At 60.5% G+C, this 23,497-nt stretch carries 17 protein-coding genes and 1 pseudogene; all 18 read left to right on the forward strand.

Features of this window, described 5'->3' with window-relative positions; genetic code table 11:
* The first annotated feature begins 2 nt into the window (after window positions 1–2).
* Window positions 3–626 carry a type-F conjugative transfer system pilin assembly protein TrbC gene (gene trbC / locus HA50_RS26745; RefSeq protein ID WP_084879807.1) on the forward strand — a complete coding sequence of 208 codons (624 nt, stop codon included), beginning with the start codon at window positions 3–5 and terminating at the stop codon, window positions 624–626.
* Window positions 623–2,467, forward strand: a complete 1,845-nt coding sequence (gene traN / locus HA50_RS26750; protein ID WP_084879808.1) for a type-F conjugative transfer system mating-pair stabilization protein TraN — start codon at window positions 623–625, stop codon at window positions 2,465–2,467. Before trbC ends, traN begins: the two co-directional genes overlap by 4 nt.
* Window positions 2,467–3,265: pseudogene (gene traF, locus HA50_RS26755) on the forward strand (type-F conjugative transfer system pilin assembly protein TraF). The gene traN and the pseudogene traF overlap by 1 nt, the downstream one beginning before the upstream one ends.
* Before the next feature lie 10 nt (window positions 3,266–3,275).
* Window positions 3,276–3,746 carry a hypothetical protein gene (locus HA50_RS26760; RefSeq protein WP_084879809.1) on the forward strand — a complete coding sequence of 157 codons (471 nt, stop codon included), beginning with the start codon at window positions 3,276–3,278 and terminating at the stop codon, window positions 3,744–3,746.
* Complete coding sequence (locus HA50_RS26765; RefSeq protein ID WP_084879810.1) at window positions 3,743–3,955, forward strand: hypothetical protein; 213 nt, start codon at window positions 3,743–3,745, stop codon at window positions 3,953–3,955. The genes HA50_RS26760 and HA50_RS26765 overlap by 4 nt, the downstream gene beginning before the upstream one ends.
* Window positions 3,945–4,571 carry an F-type conjugal transfer protein TrbB gene (gene trbB / locus HA50_RS26770; RefSeq protein ID WP_084879811.1) on the forward strand — a complete coding sequence of 209 codons (627 nt, stop codon included), beginning with the start codon at window positions 3,945–3,947 and terminating at the stop codon, window positions 4,569–4,571. The genes HA50_RS26765 and trbB overlap by 11 nt, the downstream gene beginning before the upstream one ends.
* 15 nt (window positions 4,572–4,586) lie before the next feature.
* Window positions 4,587–4,892 carry a hypothetical protein gene (locus HA50_RS26775; protein ID WP_084879812.1) on the forward strand — a complete coding sequence of 102 codons (306 nt, stop codon included), beginning with the start codon at window positions 4,587–4,589 and terminating at the stop codon, window positions 4,890–4,892.
* Between the two features lie 59 nt (window positions 4,893–4,951).
* The gene (locus tag HA50_RS26780) at window positions 4,952–5,419 is read left to right on the forward strand and encodes an ATP-binding protein (RefSeq protein ID WP_244193684.1); all 468 of its coding nucleotides are present in this window, start codon (window positions 4,952–4,954) and stop codon (window positions 5,417–5,419) included.
* A gap of 68 nt (window positions 5,420–5,487) precedes the next feature.
* Window positions 5,488–6,855: a conjugal transfer pilus assembly protein TraH gene (gene traH, locus HA50_RS26785; protein WP_084879814.1), complete on the forward strand. Its 1,368-nt coding sequence runs from the start codon at window positions 5,488–5,490 to the stop codon at window positions 6,853–6,855.
* The gene (gene traG, locus HA50_RS26790) at window positions 6,848–9,877 is read left to right on the forward strand and encodes a conjugal transfer mating-pair stabilization protein TraG (RefSeq protein WP_084879815.1); all 3,030 of its coding nucleotides are present in this window, start codon (window positions 6,848–6,850) and stop codon (window positions 9,875–9,877) included. The genes traH and traG overlap by 8 nt, the downstream gene beginning before the upstream one ends.
* A gap of 39 nt (window positions 9,878–9,916) precedes the next feature.
* Window positions 9,917–10,471 (forward strand): hypothetical protein, encoded by a 555-nt coding sequence (locus tag HA50_RS26795; RefSeq protein ID WP_244193685.1) that lies wholly within the window; start codon window positions 9,917–9,919, stop codon window positions 10,469–10,471.
* A gap of 129 nt (window positions 10,472–10,600) precedes the next feature.
* On the forward strand, window positions 10,601–11,332 hold the full coding sequence (gene traT / locus HA50_RS26800; protein ID WP_084879817.1) for a conjugal transfer complement resistance protein TraT: 732 nt from the start codon (window positions 10,601–10,603) through the stop codon (window positions 11,330–11,332).
* An 81-nt stretch (window positions 11,333–11,413) separates the two neighbouring features.
* Complete coding sequence (locus tag HA50_RS26805) at window positions 11,414–11,713, forward strand: hypothetical protein (protein ID WP_084879818.1); 300 nt, start codon at window positions 11,414–11,416, stop codon at window positions 11,711–11,713.
* Window positions 11,714–12,074: 361 nt separating this feature from the next.
* On the forward strand, window positions 12,075–12,383 hold the full coding sequence (locus tag HA50_RS26810) for a hypothetical protein (protein ID WP_084879819.1): 309 nt from the start codon (window positions 12,075–12,077) through the stop codon (window positions 12,381–12,383).
* Between the two features lie 121 nt (window positions 12,384–12,504).
* Window positions 12,505–15,012 carry a type IV conjugative transfer system coupling protein TraD gene (gene traD, locus HA50_RS26815; RefSeq protein WP_084879820.1) on the forward strand — a complete coding sequence of 836 codons (2,508 nt, stop codon included), beginning with the start codon at window positions 12,505–12,507 and terminating at the stop codon, window positions 15,010–15,012.
* Entirely contained in the window at window positions 15,009–20,648 is a 5,640-nt protein-coding gene (gene traI, locus HA50_RS26820) for a conjugative transfer relaxase/helicase TraI (protein ID WP_084879821.1), read from the forward strand. Before traD ends, traI begins: the two co-directional genes overlap by 4 nt.
* A 130-nt stretch (window positions 20,649–20,778) precedes the next feature.
* Window positions 20,779–21,576, forward strand: coding sequence for a DsbA family protein (locus HA50_RS26825; RefSeq protein WP_084879822.1), 798 nt, complete (start codon window positions 20,779–20,781; stop codon window positions 21,574–21,576).
* A 754-nt stretch (window positions 21,577–22,330) separates the two neighbouring features.
* Complete coding sequence (gene repA / locus HA50_RS26830; protein ID WP_084879823.1) at window positions 22,331–23,272, forward strand: plasmid replication initiator RepA; 942 nt, start codon at window positions 22,331–22,333, stop codon at window positions 23,270–23,272.
* Window positions 23,273–23,497 lie beyond the last annotated feature (225 nt).

The following is a 23,497-nucleotide window of genomic DNA, read 5'->3' on the forward strand; positions in this document are numbered from 1 at the left end:
GTATGAAAACCTTTCTGATGACGGCGCTGATGCTCAGCGCCGTGTTCCCGTGCGCGGCCCGGGCCGCGGTGCAACCTGTCGTGTCCGGCGACGATATGGCCTACATGAAACAGCAGCAGCGCGACCTTGAACTGTTCAAAAGCCAGCTGCAGGGCATGAGTATCACCCTGCCGGCGGCACAGGAGGGACGCGTGGCGCAGCTGCAGAATGACATCGCCGCGTCACAGGCGGACCAGAACAGCGCCAGCCGGACCACACCGGCGGCCGTTTACTTTGTGAGTCTGGGCATCCCGGAGGAAGGGCTGCTGCTGATGCTCGCAGACGCCCGCCGGTTCGGTATCCCGTCCACGCTGCGCGGGCTGCTGGATAATGACTTCCGCAAAACGGCGTCGGCCATGTTTGAACTGTCAAAAAAAGATAAGCAGGCCGGGGTGCAGATTGACCCGACGCTGTATCAGCAGTTCGGCATTAAAGCGGTGCCGGCGCTGGTTGTCACCTGTGGCGGAAAGTTCGACGTGCTCTACGGCAGCCTGCCGGTGAAGCAGGCGCTGGAGGAAGTAAAACAGCGCGGTGACTGTGCCGCAACGGCGGCACGGCTGCTGAAAAACGGGGAGGCAGCCCGATGAAACGACTGCTTCCTTTTCTGCTGCTGGCTGTTGTGCAGTGTGCCGTCGCGGACGACGTCAGTGATGCTTACAACGCCGGGGCGGCGGTTGCCGGCAGCAGTAAAAGTCAGGGGACGTCGGCGGCGACCGGGACCGACCCGTCCTCGGTTATTCCCGGCTACACGGCCAGCCCGTCGCAGAGCAGTTATTACGGCGGTGTGCAGGGCGGAGACGGAGACATCAGCTCAAAGGGCCAGTCAGCGCTCGGGCAGAATGATGCCGGTCAGAGCATCATCAGCGCCGGCACCACCAACCCGGCGACAACCATCGACCCGACGGCGGATTTTATTCAGAACGGGAAAAATGCCGAGGCAAACAGCGCCAGCATCACGGACGGGACGAATACGCAGTGTACCACCAACACCGTGTCAAAATCGGTGTTTGAGAACTACAGCTGCGACCGGGATGTGAACCAGGTACAGACCTGCGCCCGGACAGCCACACCGACGTTAAGTTATTCGACAGAGACGCATGACTCGACCCTCACCTTCACGCTGACTGACGGGAGCAGCAACGGGACGGTGGTGACCTATCAGGTGGTGGCCACCTCGTCAGGGGTGATTTCGGCGGGAACGGTGAGCTATACCCAGCCGGCTAACCCCACCAACCATTCCGGCTGGGCGGCGATTATTTCGGGTTTCGGGCAGACGGCGACGCTTTACCGTAACAACTCGGCCCCCTTTAACGTGTCGCCGCAGACGATAAACAAAGGCGACACGCTGACCTTCACCGTTGGCTCAAATGCCACCGGCCACGTCGGGGACTTTGTCGCAGGGATCGCAACGGCAACCCGGGCAGGAACAGAGGTGATCACGCTGACGTTTCCCATCCGGGAGACGGTGACGACGGCAACGCCCGGCATCAGCTGGAGCACATCGTGTGGGTTTGATCAGAGTACGGCGATTGCCTCAGACGGCAGCGTCTGCACAGAGGCTGGCGGCACCCGGTCCGTGACGGGGTCAGACGGTCAGTCTTATCAGGTCAGCAGTGACTGCTGGCAGTATTCGGACGCCTACATTGTGCCGGTGAACTCCACCGGCAACTGCGCGACGCTGATGGCGGACCGTAACTGCACGGTGTCCGGGCGCAGCTGCACCGCATCGGAAGGCAGTACCTGCCTGCATGAGGCGGATACGTATCAGTGCCAGACCACGTACAGCTCGCAGGGGCTGCTGTGCGCCGGGCAGTATTTCTGCCAGAGCGGGGACTGCAGTGAGACTGACGGGGCCGGTGACAGCGGCTTTGATACGGCGGTGGCCAAACTCGCGGGCCTGGCCTCGGCGGGCGAAGACGTCAGGGATGATCAGGTCAACATAAAGGCCTTTACCGGGCAGGCGCTGTACTGCCGCAAGGCGATGGCGGGCTTTTCCAACTGCTGCGTGGATACCGGCTGGGGCAACAGCGCGGGGCTGGCGAACTGTAACAGCGACGAGATGGCCATCGGTAAAGCCAAAGCGAAAAAGGTGACGGTGCTGGTCGGTGAAGCCTGCAATGTTTCTGTGATGGGGGTCTGCGTGCAGAAGAAGCAGGCGTACTGCGTTTTTCAGGGCAAGCTCGCGCGCATCATTCAGGAGCAGGGCCGCCGTGACCAGCTGCACATCAGCTTCGGCAGCGGTGACTCACCGGACTGCCGGGGCATCACGGTACCGGAGCTGCAGAGCATCAACTTCGACCTGATTAACTTCCAGGACTTCTACAGCGACCTGATGGCCAACCAGAAAATACCGGATTCGGCGACGATGGTGCAGCAGGCAAAAGACCGCATTGCCGCGCAGGTGGCGGCGCAGACGGGAGGTAAATGATGAAAAAGTGGTTGCCTGGCCTGCTGCTCCTGGTCTGTGTGACCGGCGCACAGGCGGATGAAACGCCGCCGCCCGCTGATGCGGTGGTGACGCCTGCCGACCCGTTTACCGGCTGGCACTGGTACAACGAGCCGAAGAAAAAACCGGACACCCCGGCGCCGGAACCGCCGGCACCGCGCGTGCCGGACTTCAGTCAGCTTTCACCGGAGAAGCAGGCGGAGGTGCTGAAGGGCTACACAAAACAGGCGCTGGACCGCGCCATTCTCTACCCCTCGGCGGAAAACACGGCCACGTTCCTGCGCTGGCAGAAGTTCTGGACCGACCGCGCCTCGATGTTCAGCCAGTCGTTTGCGGTGGCGCAGCTGGATCATCCTGACCTCGACTACAACCTGGAGCACCCGCACTACAACAGCACGGCCCCGCTCCAGCAGGCCCGTGTACCAGGAGGAGCAGACACGGGCCATCAGCGAACTGGCCGGGCAGTACGGGCTCTTCTATTTCTACCGGGGCAGCGACCCGATTGATGCGCAGATGGCGGGCGTGGTGGCGGATTTTGCGCGTCTGCGCCACATCTCCCTCATCCCGGTCAGCGTTGACGGCACCGTGTCGCCGCAGGTGCCGGACAGCCGTCAGGACAGCGGGCAGAGCGCGCGCATGGGGATCAGCCACTTCCCTGCGCTGTTCCTGGTGGACCCGGCCACGAAGGATTACCGGCCGCTGGCCTACGGCTTCATGACCCAGGATGACCTGGCGAAGCGCTTTCTTAACGTGGCCACCGGTTTTAAACCCAACTTCTGAGGATTCTGTAATGCTGACACTTTCACCGGCCTGGCACGGGCGCCTGCGCGCTGCGGACCGGGTGCGTAATCTGCTGCTGCAGACGCTGGTTATCCATCCTGCGCTGCTGTTTTTTCTGCTGTTTGTGCTGGCCGCGCATAACACCGGCAGTGCCGGGCTGATGCTGCTGAACGAAGCCGAAAAGCTGGTGCGGGACGCGCCGGCCGGACAGGTGTGGGGCTGTGCACCGCAGACCACGCGCGAGGCGGATTTTCCTCCCGCCTCCCTCCGGACGCTTCGTGACGGCACACCGGTTCCTGCTGATTTGAAGACAGCGCCGCCGCCATTCACCTGCGTGAAGGCACCGGAAAGTCGCGAGGCCTGGATAAACGAGACAAACGGCACGCTGCTGATGTTCTATAAGACCGGGGTGCTGTTTTCGATCCTCGCCAGTCTGGTGATGTGGGGCATCCGCCGTCTGGCACAGGGAGCATGCGCATGAGCCGACTGCCTCTTATCGCCACGCTGTTTATGGCCGGCATCATTTTTAACTGCCTGCGCCAGCTGATGAACTATTCGCTGACGCTGACGCATCAGGTTCTGGTCACCGGGGCTGTGGCCGGATTTGTGCTGGCCGCGTTGGTGCTGGCTGTCGAGATTATTGCATACCGGCGTGCGCGCCGCAGCCGGGGGACGCACCATGAGGCGTAGTGCACTCCTTACTGCCCTGATACTGCTCAGTCCGCTCGCGGCCCGGGCGACGGTGGCCGATGAGATAGCCATCCTTGACCAGGCCAAAGCGCAGCACGGTGCACCGCTGCCGGATTTTGGTATCCCGGGTTCACAGCCGGTGCGGCGGATACCGGCAAAGCCGGCGCACATGATGACGCTCACGGACGGGCGCGCGGTGAACCTGAATGATTACGCCATCGTGGTGTTCATGCAGCGCAGCTGCCCCCACAGCGCGAAATTCGATCCCCTGCTGCGGGCCTGGACCGATCAGGAGGGAATAAAGGTATATCCCTACACGCTGGACGGCTACGGTGACGCCTCTTTCCCGGTGGCGCTGATCCCGCGTAAAGCCGCAGCCAATGAGCCGATAGCCGGTGAGATCCTCACCTTCTTCGGCAACGGGCTGCCGATTGCGACGCCCACCACTTTTCTGGTGAACGTCAATACCAACGTGGCGTATCCGCTCTATCAGGGTGAAACCGACATGAACACCCTGAGTCAGCGCGTCGGTCAGATGATTGAGGCCGACATTGATCACCTCGCACCGGATACGCTCGGCCCGGTGCCCTCCAGCGCGGAAGTGACCCCACAGTAACCGGACGGAAAAACCATGTACGAGACACCTTTAACCTTCTCGCGGCTGGAGACGGCGCTGCTGCTCGTCTGCGCGTCGCTGCTGGCGGCGGCCGGACTGTATGCCTGGCTGGCCGGTGAGCTGATGAACCACATCATCATGGCGGCGGCGGCGGGGCCTGACGGACTGCTCATGCGCGGCCTGCAGGTCTTCCCGCTGCTGTTTCTTTTTGCCCTTGCCGGCGGCTTCGGCTGCGGCGCGCTGGTCAGCCTCACGCTGCGCCGGCACGGATTCATGACTGACCGCGGCCCTTACCGCCCCGGCAACACGCACCTTCACTGAGACTGAATGAAATGACAAAAAACCTGCATCCCCCTTTCAAGGCCCTTGCGCCGGAAAAAATGCTGCAGCTGAACGTGGAAAAACATGCCAGGGCGCTGACTGAGCTCTGGCGCACGCGCGGTGGACACGTTTATGTGCAGGGCGCGACCGGAACCGGCAAATCGACCGTTGCCCGTATGCTGGCCACACAGCTTAAAGCGGACTGGTTCAGCTACGAGCGGCTGTCGCCGGCAGAGTTTAAAGCGGAACGGGATGACATCATCGCGCGGCTGGCCGCCAGCGGGAAAAAGGTCCTCATCCTTGATGGCTTTTTTCCGCAGTATGCGGGCGGTGCATTCAGCACGCTGCTCAGTGAACGCCGGGATAAGGGCGTCAGCCTGTTTATCTTCTCGCAGGAATCACCCTTCCCGAAAGATAACGCCCTGCGTGAGGGAGGGGAATTTCACCCCGGTGCCTTTGAGACGATCGCTGAATTTCGCTACGGTACCCGGGCCCGCTATCCCATTACCTTTCATCAGGTGAAGTAAATCACCCTGCCACGTATTTAACCCCGGGACAGGTTTCACATACCTGGCCCGTTACGGAGCTTTATCACATGAAACTCAGGCAGTTCCTTCTTTCCGTTGCCACGGCCCTGGTCATCAGTGCACCGGCGCTGGCCGACGTACAGGGCGACCTGAACGGCTATTTTGGCAGCCTCGGCTTTGACGGCAACGTATCAAAAGCCCAGGCGTGGCAGGGGCAGGCGGCCGGTTACGTGACCGGCGGCTCGGTCTATCTGCGTAATCCGGTCAAGCAGGTGCAGCTTATCTCGATGCAGGTACCGTCGCTCAATGCCGGCTGCGGCGGGATTGATGCCTATCTGGGGGCCTTTTCCTTCATCAACGGTGCTGAACTGCAGCGATTCGTGAAGCAGATCATGAGTAATGCCGCCGGTTATGCCTTTGACCTGGCGCTGCAGACGATGGTCCCGGAGCTCAAGCAGGCTAAAGACTTCCTGCAGAAGCTGGCCTCGGATGTGAACTCCATGAACATGAGTTCCTGTCAGGCCGCACAGGGGATCATCGGCGGCCTGTGGCCGGTCTCGCAGGTATCGAACCAGAAAATCTGTCAGGACATTGCCGGTGAGAGCAATATTTTCTCGGACTGGGCGGCATCGCGGCAGGGCTGTACGGTGGGCGGGCAGGGTGACAGCGTCACCAGTCAGGCCTCTGACGCTGAAAAAGACCAGGTACTGAAAAACAAAAATCTTATCTGGGATGCGCTGGGACGTAACCACCTGTTTGACGGTAACCGGCAGCTGAAAGAGCTGGTCATGAGCGTGGTGGGCTCCATCATCTTCAACAAGGACGGGCAGGTCACCATCCTCTCGCCGCTGGTTGATAACCGCGACATCATCACCGTGCTGATGCGCGGGGGAACCGCAAAAATCTATGGCTGCGATGAACCGGATCTCTGCCTGGGCCCGACCGTCGAAGACGTCACCGTCAGCAGTGACGTCGCACTGGTCACCCAGGTACGTAACCTGATGATTTCCATCGACAGCAAACTCAGCGCGGATACCGGCCTGTCGGATAAAGAGAAGGGCTTCATCAACACCACCTCGGTGCCGGTGCTGAAGTACCTGACCAACTCGCGCAGCATGGGCATGAGCCCGACCTACCTGATACAGGTGGCGGACTTCATCGCGCAGGACATGATGATCCAGTACCTGCAGGAACTGGTGAAGCAGGCCAGCCAGTCACTGGCGGGCAAAAACTTCCCGGAGCAGGCGGCAGGCGAGCTGCGCAACAACGTCATGGCCGCGACCTCGCTGCTGGCGCAGATGAAGCTGCAGTCCACCGCAGACCAGAACGCGCTGGACGGTATCGACCGCAACATGCAGTACCTGCAACAGCAGGTCTCAACAATCATCTCAACGTCTTATCAGGGCAACTACCAGTGGGGGACCGGCAATGACTGAAGTCTGGACCATTTACGGCGGGGACATGTGGCGGCAGGTGTTTAACGGCGTGGTCACCATCATCGGCTCGGATACGTTCAGCACGCTGAAGCGCATCGTCGGGCTGTTCGGCGTGCTGGGCGTGATGTTCAGTTTTATCAAATCACGCAACCCGATGGTGTTTCTGCACTGGTTTGCCATCTTTTTTGTCATCACGTCCGTGCTGCTGGTACCGAAGCGCAGCGTGCAGATTATTGATATCACGGACCCGGCGGCGGTGTACGAAGTGGATAACGTGCCGGCAGGGCTGGCGGCTATCGCCGGACTGGCGACGGGGGCCGGTTTCGGGGTGGCGCAGCTGTATGACTATGCGCTGGCCCGCCCGGACTCCCTGACCTACACGAAGTCGGGCATGCTGTTTGGCTCGCAGGTTGTGGCGCAGTCGTCTGACTTCCGCACGCAGAACCCGCAGCTGGCGCAGATGCTCACCGACTACGTGGAAAACTGCGTGGTGGGCGATATTCTGCTGAACAACAAATACACCGTGGCGCAGCTGCTGAACAGCACCGACCCGCTGACGCTCATCACCAGCAATCCGAGTCCGCTGCGCGGTCTGTACCAGGATGCGGGCGGCGGGCGCCAGTTCATCACCTGCCAGCAGGCGGCGGTAGTCATTCAGAACCTGATCGGGTCCGATATCAGCATCGGCGGTACCACCTGGCACGCGCTGGCCACGCGTCTGTTCGGCAGCCGGGTAGACGCGAACGCGCTGCTGAGCAGCGCGATGGATGACAGCTATAACTTTTTTTACGCCGGCGGACTGAGTGCCTCGCAGATTATGCGTAATAACGTTACCAATGCAGCCATCCGGGACGGCTGGAAAGGGTTTGCGGCGCGCTCGTCTGACACGGCCAACCTGCTCAACCTGGCCACGGAGTCCAGCCTGACCAAACAGCGCATCAGCTGGGGGGCAGGCGGCGTGATAGCGGCCCGCACCCTGCCGATGTTCCAGTCGCTGATGATGCTGGTGCTGATTGGCCTGTTTCCGCTGGTGATTGCGCTGTCGCTGGTCAACCACAGCATTTTCGGGCTGAACACGCTGAAACTCTACGCCGGGGGGTTCCTGTACTTCCAGATGTGGCCGGTGATGTTTGCCATCCTGAACTCGCTGGCCAACTTCTACCTGCAGTCGAAGACCGGCGGCACGGCGCTGGTGCTGGCGAATCAGGACCAGGTGGCGCTGCAGCATTCGGATGCGGCGAACATCGCGGGCTACCTCAGCATGTCGATACCGGTGCTGGCGTTTTTCCTGACGAAAGGCGCAGCATCGGTGGCGTCGCAGGCAGTGGGTGGCATTATGAGTTCGGCGGCGTTTGCTACCGGCGGGCAGGCGTCCACCACGGCAGACGGCAACTGGTCGTTCAACAACATGTCGATGGATAACGTCAACGCCAACAAGTTCGACACCAACATGACCCGCCGGTCCGGGCAGCAGGCGTTCCAGACCGGTAACGGCTCGATGCACACGCAGACGGCTGACGGACACAGCGTCTATGACACCAGCGGGGCGATATCGAACCTGCCGGTGAATATGCGGCTCAGCGCCCTGGCCAGCAGCGGCTTCTCCGAGCAGGCGCGCCAGGCGCAGCAGCAGGCGCAGAGCTCGCTGGACGGGTATAATCACAGCGTGACCAGCGGCTTCCAGCAGATGAACCAGCTGACGCACCAGAGCGGGAACAGCGACAGCGTGACGCAGGGCAGCGACAGCAGCGTGGCCACCAGTGTCAGCCGCGGGGCCAGCAGAATGCAGTCGGCAGTGGAGAGCTACGCGAAATCGCATAATGTCTCGGAGCAGCAGGCGTATAACCAGCTGATGGATATCACCAACCAGGGGGGGGCGGGTGCCAGAGGCTATGTCAAATTTGACTCCGGCGACCAGCTGGCCGGTAAGCTCGGTAAGTGGGCCACCGGACTCAGCGCAGGTGGTGAAGGCAGCGTTGACTGGCGTCATACTTCCGGCAGCTCACACGGTACGCAGGACAGCCATGCCGAGGGCCGCGACAACCGCCACGACCGGAGCAGTCAGGAAGCCCGCGACTTCCGCGAAGGTATGGACATGGTGACATCTGCGCGCCTGACCGAGTCGGGCAGCCATACCGACAACCAGTCAGCCTCGCAGGCGCAGCAGTTTGCGGCGACGCTCAACGATGCGAAGAGTCAGTACCACCAGTACACGGAGAGCAGTACGCGCAGCCAGGAGTTCAGCCGCATGGCCACGCTGTCGCAGACGCAGAGCGCCAGCCTGGACGCCAACTACAACCAGGAGTTTGTGGACTGGACGACCGCGAAGTACGGCAGCGACGCACAGAACATCCTGACCAACGTCAGAAGCGCGCAGGGCGCGGCCACCGAGTTTATGCACGAACGGCTTGAGCCGGAAATCATGCGAAACTACGGTGCGCGGACTGACCAGGTCAGTGGCCAGCCGCTGCAGCCGGCTCAGTCACTGGACGTTCCGGGGGGAGCGCGGAGTGGTGATGTCGAGAGGGACGGCGTGCCGGAAGCTGTCAGCGGCGGTGCTGTCCGCACGGCGTCTCATCCCAGCCAGCATTCGTCTGTGGAGAGACACGGCAGCGGCGTCACAGAGGAAAGTGTGCAGGCACGAGAACGTAACCTGACCGCGCCGGGAGGTGCCCCGTCGAAGGCCATGAGCGAAGATTTTCGCAGTGGCTCACAACGCGTGGGTGAGAAGGCGTCGGGTGCCGGCATTGAAAGTAACGTGGCCAACAAGGTTGCAGCACAAAGATCTGGCCTGATGGAAACTGTCAGGGAAAATGACGGCAAAATCGCTGAAAATAAAACCACTGTTCAGACGTCCAGTGATATACTCAGAAATGAGCATCAGGGTGCGGTTAAGAGTCAGCAGATAGGCCGGACGGAAGAAGACTTGAGGCAGACTAAGCCTAAAATTGATGATGCTGAAACTGAGCAATTCAAGCTTAAGCTGGAGAAGTTAAGAGCTGAGCAGAAAAAAGCTTCTTAATTAAACTATTTAATGTGAGGGAATATGAGTAATTTCACAATGACTAAGGTCGATGATGATGTTTCCATGCTCATTGAGAGTTTGAGTTCAAGCAATCGCTTGATTCCCTCATCATTACGGTTGTTAAAACTGAGCTTTGTAGTACCGGCAATTGCTTTAATTGCAGCATTCATGAGTGATGTTATTGGCTACGCGAGTTTGTCTGATTCACAGTTTTCACTACAAGGGTACTATTTTTACTTTCTAAGTGATGGTTGGGCTGTAGTTGTCCCAACCCTATTGATTGGACTACTTTTTGCTTTTATGACTTACAATAATCTCATGCTGTACATGGCCGTACCTGAAAATGCTCGGCGTAATTCATTAGTTCTTAGCCATCTACGTAAAATTGCCAAACGAACAGTGAATGTTTTTCTGCTTCTTATGTTTGTTTCAGCAATCTTATCCGTATTTAAAGCTTGGGCCGCACTTGCGATCCCAGCTTTAGAGTTCGCCTTATTATTTGCAGTGAATATGATTGTTGGTGCTGAAATCAATCGCCTCGGAGCAGGTCTGGCTCTGGAAAAAATCAGCAATCTAATCAAAAAGATTTAAGTTCTCACAGCATCTGCCGATATTCCCTTCCGGCACTCTGACGGAAGGGTTCTCTCCGTAAACTCCCATTAAATCAGCGTGCCCCGGGGCGTGCCTGTCCCGCTTTTCCCGTTCAACAAGGATACGTAAATGAAAAAACGCAATGTATTTGTGGCGGCCATTGCTGCTGCCTCCCTGTTACTGTCCGGCTGTGGTGCCATGAGCACTGCCATCAAAAAGCGCAATCTCGAAGTCAAAACTCAGATGAGCCAGACCGTCTGGCTGGAGCCGTCCAGTCAGAAAACGGTTTATCTGCAGGTGCGTAATACCTCCGATAAAGACATGAGCGATCTGCAGACCCTGCTGGCGCAGGATCTTCAGGCGAAAGGCTATACCGTGACGTCTTCTCCGGATGCCGCGTACTACTGGATTCAGGCCAACGTGCTGAAGGCGGATAAAATGGACCTGCGTGAGTCACAGGGCTTCCTCTCCAGCGGGTATGAAGGGGCCGCAATGGGCGCGGCGCTGGGCAGCGGCATTACTGCTTACAACAGTAACTCCGGCGGTGCCATCCTCGGCGTCGGACTGGCAGCCGGTCTGGCCGGTATGGCAGCTGATGCGATGGTCGAGGACGTGAACTACACAATGGTGACCGATCTGCAGATTTCAGAGCGCAGCAAAGCGTCCGTGACCACCGATAACGTGGCGGCGCTGCGGCAGGGAACGTCCGGTATCAAGCTGCAGACCAGCAGCGAGGAGGGTAACCGTATGAAATACCAGACCCGCGTCGTGTCAAACGCCAACAAGGTCAACCTGAAGTTTGAGGAAGCGAAGCCGGTGCTGGAAGCCCAGCTGGCGAAGTCGGTTGCCGGGATTATGTAAGTCACCCTGAGCGGCACCCCGGTGCCGTTTCTATGATTATATATGGTACTGTTTCACGACATTCACTCACAGGGATCAGCAATGCACAGGAAGGCCGGAACACTGAAAGAGTTACTGCCCCCGTGGTTTACCTGCGTACTGCTGAGTATTCCCTTTACGGTGCTGATTCTGGCTGTCACGCAGGAGCATGCGCCCGGGATCTTCCTGTCCATTGTGCAGAAGGCAGTGGCTCAGGACGCTATGCCGGTAGACGTGCATTTCGTGGTGGTTCTCATGCTGGCCTTTTTGCTGTATGTGCTGCTGGCGTGCATCGCCGGGCTGGTCATCGGAATGTTACTTAACGTTGTACTCCGGTTTATCTGGCGTCTTGCAGAGCACTGAAAAATGGATTATTACTTTTCAGCCGGGCCCACCACACCGGCCACAGGTGTCTTCCTGTAAGAGGGGTACACGCTTCTCACCGGATAACTGACGACCTGTACTCCCCCTGTCCGCCCCCTGTACTGCGGACAAAACAGGACGGCACCCACACCACAGGTGCCGTCCTCCTCCCGTTTCCGGGGATCATCACGCTTTTTCTGACCGCATCAGCCTGCCCGGGCGGTGCGTAAGTGCCGTATGTCTTATCCGTGACGTTTCGCCTCCTCGCACAGGTGCCGCCGGCGCCTGTGACTGTGGCGGGCGTTACGGGTGTGATTAACGTCAGTCTGTTCCTGTATTCATCATCCATTAAGGAGTTTTTATGCTGCAGAATCACGGTGCGGTCCGCACCCTCATTGCCTGGTTTACCCTGTTTTTCGCGTGGAGTGCCTCTGTACTCTGGTTTCACGGTGTGATGCTGATGAAATTTATGATGAGCAACAGCAGCCTGTTTGCGTATGACCTTGCGCTGCGCAGTACCGGTACCCTGTTACCGGACGGTATCCCGCTGCTGCTGCTGACCTTTATGGTGCTCGCCGCCGGCGCGGTGCTGGCCACGGGGTCACTGGCGGCGGTTTCACTCCTCCGGCCCTCCCGCCGTCAGGCTGCTCATTTTTCCCGCGCTGCATAACGTACCCGCGACCTTTTTCATCCCTGACGGGCCCGGCTGCGGCCCGCCTCTCACGTTTTATCCGTAACGACAGTCTGCCCTGAACCGGGCGGACTGCACCTGCGCGTTATCCGGAGTTTTTATGAGCTTTACCCCGAAAAACCTCACGCAGGGCGGTCAGATGACGGCCTACCGCCTGCGCATGTTTGGTCAGGTCAGCAACTGGATATTTCACTGGATACTGCTGCTGTTCATTGCCGCCGTGGCGCTGCTGTTCTGGCTGACCACGCCCGACGACGTGCTGCGAAACGGCTTCTGGTACTGGGCCGCGTGGCCGTCACATTCGCTGCTGGGGCTCGCCCCCGGCACAACCACGGCCACCTGGGACATCCTCTGGCATTGCGGTGACGGGACGTCGGTGTGCACCACGAAAATGACCCCGGTACAGCTGCTGGCCGACCCGTGGATGCAGGCAATGGGGGACGCGTTTGTGGCCAGCCTGAAATTTCTGGCGACGGTCTGCGGCATCACGGCCTTTGCCCTGTGGTGCCTGATCGCCTGGTTCGTGGGGCGCATCGGGAAAAAGGAGAGCGAGGACGAGTTCATCTCCGGCATGACGCTGACCGACCAGCCAAAAGAAGTGAACCGTCTGCTGAAGAAGGCGGGAGAGAAGTCCGACCTGCAGATTGGCGGGCTGCATATGGTGAAGAACGCCGAGGTGATGAACTTCCTCATCCACGGCACCATCGGTGTCGGTAAGTCCACGCTCATCCGCTGGCTGCTGGACTACATCCGTCGCCGCGGTGACCGCGCCATTATCTACGACTCCGGCGGCACCTTCATTGAAACGCACTACAACCCGCGCCGCGACAAAATCCTCAACCCGCACGACAGCCGCTGTGAAAACTGGGTGCTGTGGCGCGAGTGTCGGGAAGTGGTTGATTACGAGAACCTGACGGCGGCGCTGATGCCGGTGGAGGGGGACTCTGATCCGTTCTGGGTGTCTTCCTCTCGCACCATCTTCAGCGACGGTGCGATGCAGTTCGCGGCCGACCCGGCGCGCAGCATTGAGACGTTCCTGAAGACCCTGCTCTCCATCGACCTGAAAAGCCTGCGCGAATTTCTGAAGAACACGCCGTCGGCCAACCTGGTCGAGGAAAAAATCGAGAAGACGGCCATCTCCATTCGTTCGGTGCTCACCAACTACGCCAAATCGCTGCGTTATCTGCAGGGGCTGGATAAAGAGGGCAAGCCGGAGTTCAGCATCCGGGAATGGATGACCAGTCCGCAGTACGACAGCAGCTGGCTGTTTATCTCCACCACGGCCCGCCACCGCAGGGCGGTGCGTCCGCTGATTTCCATGTGGCTGTCGCTGGCCACGCTGCTGCTGCAGAGCATGGGCGAGAACAGCGAGCGCCGCGTGTGGTTCGTCGGTGATGAAATCGCCAGCCTGCAGAAAATCCCCGAGCTCAACGAAACGCTGGCGGAGGCGCGCAAGTTCGGCGGCTGTTTCGTGCTGGGCGTCCAGAACATCCCGCAGCTGGTGCACATCTACGGCCGCGAGATGGCCAAAGCCATTTTCGACCTGCTGAACACCCGCGCTTACGGGCGCTCACCGAGTGCGGAGGTGGCGAAGATGGTGGAGGAGGAACTGGGTCATCAGCGCCGGCGCGAGGCGCGTGAGCAGAACAGTTACGGTCTGGATCAGGTGCGTGACGGTATCTCCATCAGCAAAGACAAGGTCAATGACCCCGTCGTGGACTACGACCTGATCATGAAAATGCCGAACCTGCGCTTTTACGTGCGCCTGCCGGGTGAGTATCCGGTGGTGAAGCTCAGCCTGAAATACCGGAAGCAGAAAAAGTCTCATCGGGCGCTCATTGAGCGCGACTTCCGCGACCGCCTCAGCCCGGAACTTGAAGCGATTATTACCGGCAACGAACGTGCGACCACCGCGGCGCATATCCGCTTCCCGACCGGCGAGGAAATTCTGGAGGGCAGCCACAGTCAGGCAGCAGAGAATAAAACCTCCGCTGTCAGCCGTTCTGAGAAACCTTCCTCTCACTCACGCACAGACAAACCCGCCGGGGCACCTTTGACACCTGCATCACTGTCTGCTGCAGGGAAACCCGTCATGGCAGCCAGCCCGGCCGCTGAAGACAGGGCAGTTACGGTATCTCCGGAGAGCCCCGGGGGACCGGTCATTCATGCAGATAACGACGCCGGCGGAAGCAGTGCGACCGTTTTGCCGGCCAATGTCCGCCGTCTCACTCCCCGTTTGCCTCCTGCCAGAACTCCTGCTGTCGCTACGCCAGTGCCGGCAGCAGGAATGCCTGCACTGGACCGTATTCGCCGTCTTCAGGATCGCAACAGCACCGGAGGCAGTGAGGAGGACAGCAGCACGCCAGCAGGTGAAACCCCCGAACTGCACATGCTGGCGGATAAAGACGAAGCGGGTCAGCTGACAGTCCGCACCGCCGGTTACAGGAAAACAGACCCGGAGAGCCGTGAAGAAGCGTATGCCGCGCAGTACGGCAGGGCAAATCAGCAGATGGCGGATGAGGAGCTGAACATCCTGCGCCATCGCGAAGATGACGAAACGTATCAGGCCATGAGCCAGCATCATGAACCCGGAGGACATGAGCGATGATGACCGTTGCACCGGTTGCGTCCGCCGCGGACGCGGCCGGTTACTACAGCAGCAAGGATAACTACTATTTCCTGGACGATCTGCAGAGCCAGTGGCTGGGCGAAGGTGCCCGTGAACTGGGTCTGGAAGGCCCGGTGGACCTGGACACCTTTACCGCCGTACTGCACGGAAAGCTGCCCAACGGGGTGGAAATGGGTAAGGAAGTGCAGGGCAGTCACGTTCACCGCCCCGGACATGACCTGACGTTTTCGGCCCCGAAAAGCATCTCCATGCTCATTCTGGCCGGAGGGGATAAACGTCTGCTGGCCGCCCACCATGAGGCGGTAAAGGAAACGCTGGCTCTGGTTGAGCAGATGGTCAGCGCCCGTGACACCCGGGACGGGGTGACCCGCATCGCGGCGACCGGGAAAATGGTGGCCGCCCTGTTCACGCACGACACCTCACGTAATCTTGACCCGCAGATCCACACCCATGCGGTGCTGGCCAACGTGACAGAGCTGGAGGGGAAGTGGAAGGCGCTGGCCACGGACACCATTCACGGGGCCGGGTTTATCGAAACCCTTTACCGCTATCAGGTGTCATTCGGGAAGCTGTACCGCACCGCGCTGAAGGGCAAAACCGAGGCGCTGGGGTATGAGACGGAACTCACCGGCGGAAAGCATGAGCTGTGGGAAGTGAAAGGTTTCACCGACGCTGTACTGGAGGAGTTTTCCTCCCGGCACCGCGAAATCAGCGCGCGCGTGGGTGATGAAGCTTCACTGAAAAGCCGCGACGTGGCGGCGCTTGACACCCGGCGGCCCAAACAGGATATCAGCCGCCTGGATGACGGCCCGTCTGCCCCGAAGGGGGAACAACCGGCTTCTGCCCCGGCAGAATACGACCGGTCTCCGGATACGGTGACAACCGGCGGAGTGGTGCAGCCGGATGCGGTCAGCCGTTCCGGTTCACCCGGAAAGAGCGCGTCAGACGTGGCTGACGGTCGTGAAGCCGTCCCCTCCGGTCAGCCGGCGAAAACGTTGTCAGCGGAGGAGGGTCCGGCACAGGAGACGCCGTCGTCCGGGGAGCATCCGGGCGGCCCCGGCGGTATGGATGAGCAGGGCCGTTCTGCCCCCGCTGCTGAGCAGGAACCTCCCATCGAAAAACCGGAAACCCCGGACGGTCGTGCCCGCCTGAAAGCGCGCTGGCAGCGTCAGATGGACAGCGTGGATTTTGATATTCAGGGGGTGATGCGTGATGCCCGTGAACGCGAGGCGGCACGGACGGAGCCCGGAGAGGAACCGCCCCTGCCGGGGGAAGTGATGGACGCCGTGCGCACCGCCATTTCGGTACTGAGTGACAGCCGGACGCGCTTTACTTACGGTGACCTGCTGCTGACGGCCCACCAGGCCGGTGAGCAGCAGCACAGTATCCCGGAGTTGCGCCGTGCGCTGGACCGGGCCATCAGTGACAACCTGCTGGCCCCGCTGGACGGGGATAAAGGCGTGTTCACCTCCCACATTCACCTGCTGGATGAGCTGTCCGTGCAGTCACTGGCGGCCGATATCATAAAGGAGAACCGCGTGGTGCGTTTCCGCGAGCCGGATACCGCCACGCCAGACCACCTGAAGCAGGCGGAAAGGGCAACCATCGCTATCCTGAGCGCCCCGGCGTCGGTACAGCGCCTGCGTGATACGGTGGAGGAACTGGTGACAATGTCACGGGATAACGGCCGGGAAGTCAGCGTCCTGGCCTCGGGTGCCGAACGCGCCCTGACCCTCGGCAAATCGGCGCTGCTGAAAGATACCCTTCTGCAGCGCAGCCGCGTGACGGAGAAAACCTTCAGCCTGGCGCCCCGGAGCACGCTGATTATTGAGGGAGCGGAGAAGCTGGGGCTGAAGGAGATGCTGGTCCTGACCGGCGAGGCGCGGGAGAAGAACGCCCAGCTGCTGTTTCTCGACAGCGCCGGCCGCCAGTCGAACACGAATGCCCTGTCGGTGCTGGCCTCGGCCGGTGTTGAACGCCTCAGCCTGACGGCCCCCGGACCGGGGCTGGAGGCGCGCGTTTTCAGCATTCAGGACAAACGTGACCGCTACCGTGCGCTGGCAGAGCGCTTTACCGACCTGAGCGGCCCGGACAATACGGTTACGGCGGCCGTGACCGGCGCGCGTGAACAGCAGCAGCTGACGGGGTACATCCGCGATGCGCTGCAGAATGCCGGGAAGCTCGGCCGGGACACCGTGCAGGTGGAGGCGCGCACGCCGGTCTTCATCACGGCGAAGGAGCGGAAGCTGCCGGCGTCGTACCGGCCGGGAATGGTGCTGGAAGACCGCAGCGACCGTCAGGAAATCCGTCACTACATGATTGACCGGGTACATGACGACACCCGCATGCTGTCGCTTATCGACGGCGACGGCGTGCTGAGCCGGGTAAAACTCAGCACGCTCACCGCCGACTGGCGTCTGTTCACCCGGGAACAGCTGAGTATCGCGCAGGGTGAGCAGCTGTTCGCCCTCGCCGCAGACCGGTCTGCCGGGCTGAAAGCGCGTGACCGTCTGACCGTCACGGCGCTGGAGAACGGGGGGATGACGGTGATGCGGGAGGGGCAGCAGAAGCCGCTGCGCATCGCCACGGACCGTCCCCTGTACGTCACCCACGGATACGTCAGCGCGCCGGGCGCGCGGGATAACGAACGGGGCACGGTGCTGGCGAGCCTGAGCAGCCGGGAGCTGTCAGTCAACATGATGAACGCCCTGGCACAGTCCGGCACTGAGGCCGAAATTTTTACCGGAGAGGCGCTGAACCGGGCGGAGGAGAAGATGATGCGGCTGCGCACCGGCCGTTCCCCGGTGGCGCTGGTCAGACAGGCCAGCGGCCGGGAGGAGGTCAGCGACGCGCTGGAGACGCTGAACGCGAACCTGCTGACGGATGCGGAGAAGGCCGTATCCCGCGCCGTGGCGCAGATGCGCCATGTGTCCTTTCCCGAGGTCAAGCTTCTGGAGGAGGCTGAGAACTTTCTTGGCAACGTCCCGGTGCTCCGGACCGAAATTGCCCGTCAGGTGAAGGCCGGTGAGCTGATGCCGGTGAAGGTCAGCGGCGAGCCGCGCTTTGTCTCCCGCGCAACGTGGGAAATGGAAAAGGCGATTATCGGGGAGATTGCGGCCGGCAAGAATGCGGTCGTGCCGCTGATGGCCACCGTCGGTCCGGCGCTTCTGACCGGGCTTACCGCCGGGCAACAGGCGGCCACCACGCTCATTCTGCAGAGTCCCGACCGCTTTACGGCGGTACAGGGGTACGCCGGGACGGGTAAAACCACGCAGTTTAAGGCGGTGAAGGCGGCCATTGAAACCCTGCCGGAGAGCGGGCGTCCGCTGATTATCGGCCTGGCCCCCACGCATCGCGCGGTAAAGGAAATGCGGGATACCGGCATAGAGGCGCAGACGCTGAAGTCGTTCGTGCTGGACTGGCAGCAGCGCACCGCTGCCGGTGAAGAGGTCCGCTACGGCAATACCCTGTTTCTCATCGATGAGTCCTCGATGCTGGGCAACCAGGACACCGCGGCAGCGTACCGCGCGATTGCGGCCGGTGACGGGCGCGCCGTGCCGGTCGGGGACGTGGCGCAGCTGGAGTCCCCGGAGAGCGGGGCCCCGTTCCGGCTGATGCAGGAGCGCAGCCCCATCGATGTCGCCGTGATGAAAGAGATTGTGCGCCAGCGCGACGCAAACCTGAAGTCCGCCGTCTACAGCGTTATCGAAAACAAAGCGGCGGCGGCGCTGGAGAAAATCAACCGGGTGTCGCCGGGGACGGTACCGCGGGAAGCCGGTGAGGTGGTCCCGTCACGCTCGGTGACGGAGACAACGTCACCGGTCAGCAACATCGTGGCGGATTATATCGGCCGCACGAAAGCCGCCCGGGAGCAGACGATGATTGTGGTGCAGTTGCATGAGGACCGTCGCGCCATCAATGAGGGTATCCACGCCAGCATGGTACAGCGAAAAGAGCTGGGCGGGAAAGCCGTCATGGTGCCGGTACTGGACCGCATCACCGGCGGCCGCCACGACTTTAACCGCATCAGGGACTGGAAGGCCGGTCAGGTGGTGCTGGCAAATGAACGCTACCTGACCGTGACCGGCGTTGATCGGGGAACAGAGCATGTGCTGCTGCGGGATGAAAGCGGGCGGATGCAGTACTGGTCGCCGGCGGAGCTCAACGCCACCGAAATCGAGGTGTTTGAGCGGCGGGAAATTGAGCTGAGGGAAGGCGACAGCGTGCGCCTGAACAAAACGCAGAAACAGGCAGGTCATGCCGCGCACGAGCAGTACCGCGTGGCGGCGCTGCGGGAGAACGGTGAGATTGTGCTGCAGAACCGGGAGGGTGAAAAGGTCATCGACCCGAAGGCCGTCACGGCGGACCGGCATGTGGACTATGCCTGGGCGGTAACCGGCTACGGTGCCCAGGGGGCGAGTACCGACTACGTGATAGCGCTGGAAGGGACGGAGGGGGCCCGCGCGAACATGAGCGGAATGCGGGCCTTTTACATCAGCGCCTCGCGCGCGAAGGACCATGTGCAGATTTACACCGACGGACTGAAAGACTGGCTGGGCACGCTGCAGGGCAGGGAAAACGGTCCGGCAACCGCGCACGATGCCCTGTCACCGGAGCCGGAGCGGGCACAGGCCCGGGCCATCTGGGCGATGGGGCAGCCGCTGTCGAAAACGGCGCTCGGGCGCGCCTTCCTGCGCGGGCAGGGGCTGAAGGGGGCACCGCTCACCGCCCGGATTATCCCGCCGACGAAGAAATACCCGGACGCGCATCTGGCGCTGCCGGTGTATGACGGCAACGGCAGGGCGGCGGGGCTGACGCTGGTTCCGCTGACGGCGGAAGCCGGTCAGCCACAGCCGGGTGAGGTGCGTCAGCTTATCACCGGCGGGGCACAGGCTGCGCTGTTCCGGAAAAGCCGGAACGGTGAAACGCGGGTGACGGAGAGTCTTGCTGAGGCGTTGCGTACAGCCCGCGATTATCCCGACTCAGGGATACTGATGAAGACCGGAGATGAGGAACCCTCGCGTCAGCTGCTGAAAGTGTCAGGAGGTCAGATACCGGAGCCGGAGAGCACTGTCCGGGACGTGGTGCAGGCCGCTGAAACTGCGGAGATCGTACCGGAGGAACCGGCGTCTTCCGGCAGTACGGTTATTCGTGATGAACAGGTCCGTGAACTGGCCGCCCGTGACGGGAAGATGCCGGATGTTCTGCCGGAGCAGGAAGATCGCACCACCGGGATGGAGATCCCTGATGTGAATGAACGTGGGCTTGCGGAAACCCTGACAGGTAATGAAATGAAGGAGCAGGCTACTGAAGAGCCATCCGTCCCGGGTAAGGAACGCACGGTATCGAAGGATGCCGACGCATATAAACATCTGCAACGGCAGGATACGGGTGACCCCTTACCCGGTGATATCCCTCTGCCGACGGGGCCGGAAAAAGTACTTTCTGCCGATGACCGGACCGAGCAGCAGCTTGCCGCCGGGCTCAGCGCTGGGTTGCCGGAGGACCGGCAGCTGGCAGCAGACACACGGGCTGAGCAGCAGAGAGCTGAACAGGAGAAAAACCTGCAGGAACCGGCACCCGGACACAGCCGCAACATCCAGAAAGAGCGTTAGTGCCTGACACCTTCTGCCGGGCACGTCCGGCAGAATATGCCTGCTGTATTGCGTGAATGCCGCGGTGAGAACCCTGTTGTTCATGCTGTGCGGCTTCAGATATTTCCCCTCATACAGAGCTGAAAATACGATGAATAATTATCTCAGGATGGCCTCAGTTATGCTGGCCATCAGCACCGCATTGCCCTCCGTTTCTGCCTCAGCGGCAGACAACGCTGACTTTACCCCCGCCCAGCAGGCCCGCATCGGGGAAATTGCCGCGGATTACCTGGTTTCTCATCCCGGGGTGCTTATCGAGGTGAGCAAAAAGCTGCAGGCCCGTCAGGCCGAACTGCAGCGGCAGGCCCTGACGGCATCGGCACTGCGCGGCCACCGGCTGCTGATGCAGCTCAATGGCGTACCGGTAAAGGGACCTGCCGGTTCAAAGGTGATTGTGACAGAGTTTTTTGACTACGAGTGCAGCGTGTGCAGCGCGATGGCGCCGGTGATGGAAAAAGTCATGGCTGCCCGACCGGAAGTACGCTTCGTCTTCCGTGACTGGACCATCTTTGCCGGCCGTTATCAGGAGTCCACAGCGGCGTCCCGTCGCGGGCTGGATATCTGGCGGCAGAAGGGGGCGGGGGCGTATATGACCTATCACAACGGGATTTACCGCACCGGTCACAATGAGGGACACCTGACGGTACAGGACATTGAGCAGGTGGCCACCGCGGCCGGTGCCGGACCGGAGAACGTGACCGGCTACAGTCAGTCTGATGCGCTGATAAAAGGCAATGATGAGCTGGCAGAGATGCTGGGGCTGACCGGTACGCCGGGTATCATCGTGATGCCGGCAGAAAATGCCACGGCGGAAAACACCACCGTCTTTCCGGGAATGGCCGGCGAACAGGCGATGCTGCAGGCCTTAGACCGCGCAGCGAAAGGCTGAAAAAAGCCCGGGGGGCACATACCCGGGCAAACCAGCAGCGCCGGCTTTTATGTCATGGGGTACACCGGCCGGTCGCGGGGAGACTATCGGCTAACCGTCTGAGAACTTTACCCCTTTAAACGGACAGGCCCTTCAGGCTGTTCGTTCCCCGCGCTGCTGTGGTACGCCTCAGCCTGAAGGGTCTGCCCGTTGCCTGTTAAACGCGATCGTCAGCGATCATGTCACCCGCCCGCAGTTCACATTTAACCGTCTTTAATGGTCTGTTTTTTCCTGACTGAATTCCGTTCACCGCACCGCCATGCGCGTGATTTCGGTTAAGTCAGAATAAAGATATGAAGCAGGTCACGGCATTTCCGGACGGTGAACTTTTTTTATCCATACGATTCGTGCCATGTGTAATCTGTGCTGGATTTAACCGGTTGAGATGAGTATTCTTTTCAGAATTCGCCGGGCGGCGATCCTTTTTTAGATCCTTGTCGAATACTGTGGTGGTTGACGATGAGGATGTGCGAAAACCTGTGGCCGGACATGCGCGGCGCGGGAAAGATTTAACCGGATGGGACGTATCCGTAAAAACGTCCAGGGTACGGAGCGCGGGATTGACCGGGCTCTGAATGCAAAAACCCCCCGATTCTGCTCAACTTTGGCGGGCTGACAGAAATCAGGGGGTTCAAAAGCAGGCGCTGCGCCTGTGAAGGATTATAACGCATGCTATTCATAAGACAACCCCTGTCCGCCATAAGTTCGGGACAGGGTGAATGACCAGATTTTAATCGGGTTAAACGGCCCGAACCTCAGAAAAGACGGACGCCGTCGTGGCGATCACTCCGTTGTCTGTAAGTGTTCAAACCCTGAATGGTTTGCACCCGCTAATTTCCGGCGTCTGCCCGGACAGATGGGACATGCCATGAGCCGGCTTGTCATGAAGGACAGGCGCACCGGAAAAATGGTGCTGCGCCAGCGCATGTCCCGCCACCCGTATTTTGTGCAGCTGCGCGATGCGGCCGGACGCAAACGTGATTTCCGGCCGGAAAAGCAGGCGCTGTATGATGCGATATGGCCGCTGCTGATCCAGCGCGCCGATCTGGCCACGTCTGTCGTCACGTTCAACTGCAGCAAACTGGCTGACGAGCTCAGTCCCCGGGATGAGAACGGTAAGGTCATTCCTGAAACCCGCGTTGAACCCTCCCGGCTTTCCCGCCTCTTCGAAGAGTGGGAACGCTTCGGCCTGACTGAACGGCCGGACCTGGAAACGGACCCGGTGACGGGATACTGCATGCCGCGTCACATTGTGCTGACTGACCGGTTCTGGCAGCTGTGCGGCATCGACATGGATAAATTCCTGGCAGAACGTAACGCCCGCCTTGCGGCGGAGGCTGACGGCATCACTGAACCCGGCACGCATGATTCGGTCCGCGCCGCCCGCCGGCGCTGGTACGAAAACATGCGCATGGCCACGCTGCTGAGTCGCCGGGAAAAAGCCTCAAAACTGAAGCGTCGTAAGCGTCTGAGTAAGCTGCCGATCGATGACCGGCGTAATGCGATGGCAAGGCTGCTGCGCGCCCGTCCGGCGCATGAGTGGATGCACCTTCCCCCGGAGGAGTTTGACCGTCAGGTCTGGAATCGTCTCAGGCAGCTGGACCTGGGGCTGGATTATGAAGCCAGCCCACACCCTATACCCGATATCGTGCATTAGCGCTTTCCCCCTTTCTTTAACCGCCTTAACTGGCGGTAAAGGCATTTGTGCCGATCGCAAAATGGCCGGTGCAGGGACTCCGCCGCGCCGGCATTTTCCCCCGGAAAACAGAAAAAGTGGCCATAACAGATGCCACTTCTTTTTTCTTCACAGTTACCCGCAATCAGTATCCGGCTTTTACCCGTAAACACAGTCAGCACTACCTGCAAGATATTCCTGACTTTC

Origin of the sequence: Pantoea cypripedii, from assembly GCF_002095535.1 — a bacterium.
Taxonomy (GTDB): Bacteria; Pseudomonadota; Gammaproteobacteria; order Enterobacterales; family Enterobacteriaceae; genus Pantoea; species Pantoea cypripedii.

Coding starts and splice junctions, on each gene's coding strand:
- traN (WP_084879808.1), top strand. CDS start 623: ATGAAACGACTGCTTCCTTTTCTGCTGCTGGCTGTTGTGCAGTGTGCC.
- traT (WP_084879817.1), top strand. CDS start 10,601: ATGAAAAAACGCAATGTATTTGTGGCGGCCATTGCTGCTGCCTCCCTG.
- HA50_RS26810 (WP_084879819.1), top strand. CDS start 12,075: ATGCTGCAGAATCACGGTGCGGTCCGCACCCTCATTGCCTGGTTTACC.
- HA50_RS26780 (WP_244193684.1), top strand. CDS start 4,952: ATGCTGCAGCTGAACGTGGAAAAACATGCCAGGGCGCTGACTGAGCTC.
- trbB (WP_084879811.1), top strand. CDS start 3,945: ATGAGGCGTAGTGCACTCCTTACTGCCCTGATACTGCTCAGTCCGCTC.
- trbC (WP_084879807.1), top strand. CDS start 3: ATGAAAACCTTTCTGATGACGGCGCTGATGCTCAGCGCCGTGTTCCCG.
- HA50_RS26805 (WP_084879818.1), top strand. CDS start 11,414: ATGCACAGGAAGGCCGGAACACTGAAAGAGTTACTGCCCCCGTGGTTT.
- traI (WP_084879821.1), top strand. CDS start 15,009: ATGATGACCGTTGCACCGGTTGCGTCCGCCGCGGACGCGGCCGGTTAC.
- HA50_RS26760 (WP_084879809.1), top strand. CDS start 3,276: ATGCTGACACTTTCACCGGCCTGGCACGGGCGCCTGCGCGCTGCGGAC.
- HA50_RS26775 (WP_084879812.1), top strand. CDS start 4,587: ATGTACGAGACACCTTTAACCTTCTCGCGGCTGGAGACGGCGCTGCTG.
- traH (WP_084879814.1), top strand. CDS start 5,488: ATGAAACTCAGGCAGTTCCTTCTTTCCGTTGCCACGGCCCTGGTCATC.
- HA50_RS26765 (WP_084879810.1), top strand. CDS start 3,743: ATGAGCCGACTGCCTCTTATCGCCACGCTGTTTATGGCCGGCATCATT.
- traG (WP_084879815.1), top strand. CDS start 6,848: ATGACTGAAGTCTGGACCATTTACGGCGGGGACATGTGGCGGCAGGTG.
- HA50_RS26795 (WP_244193685.1), top strand. CDS start 9,917: ATGACTAAGGTCGATGATGATGTTTCCATGCTCATTGAGAGTTTGAGT.
- HA50_RS26825 (WP_084879822.1), top strand. CDS start 20,779: ATGAATAATTATCTCAGGATGGCCTCAGTTATGCTGGCCATCAGCACC.
- traD (WP_084879820.1), top strand. CDS start 12,505: ATGAGCTTTACCCCGAAAAACCTCACGCAGGGCGGTCAGATGACGGCC.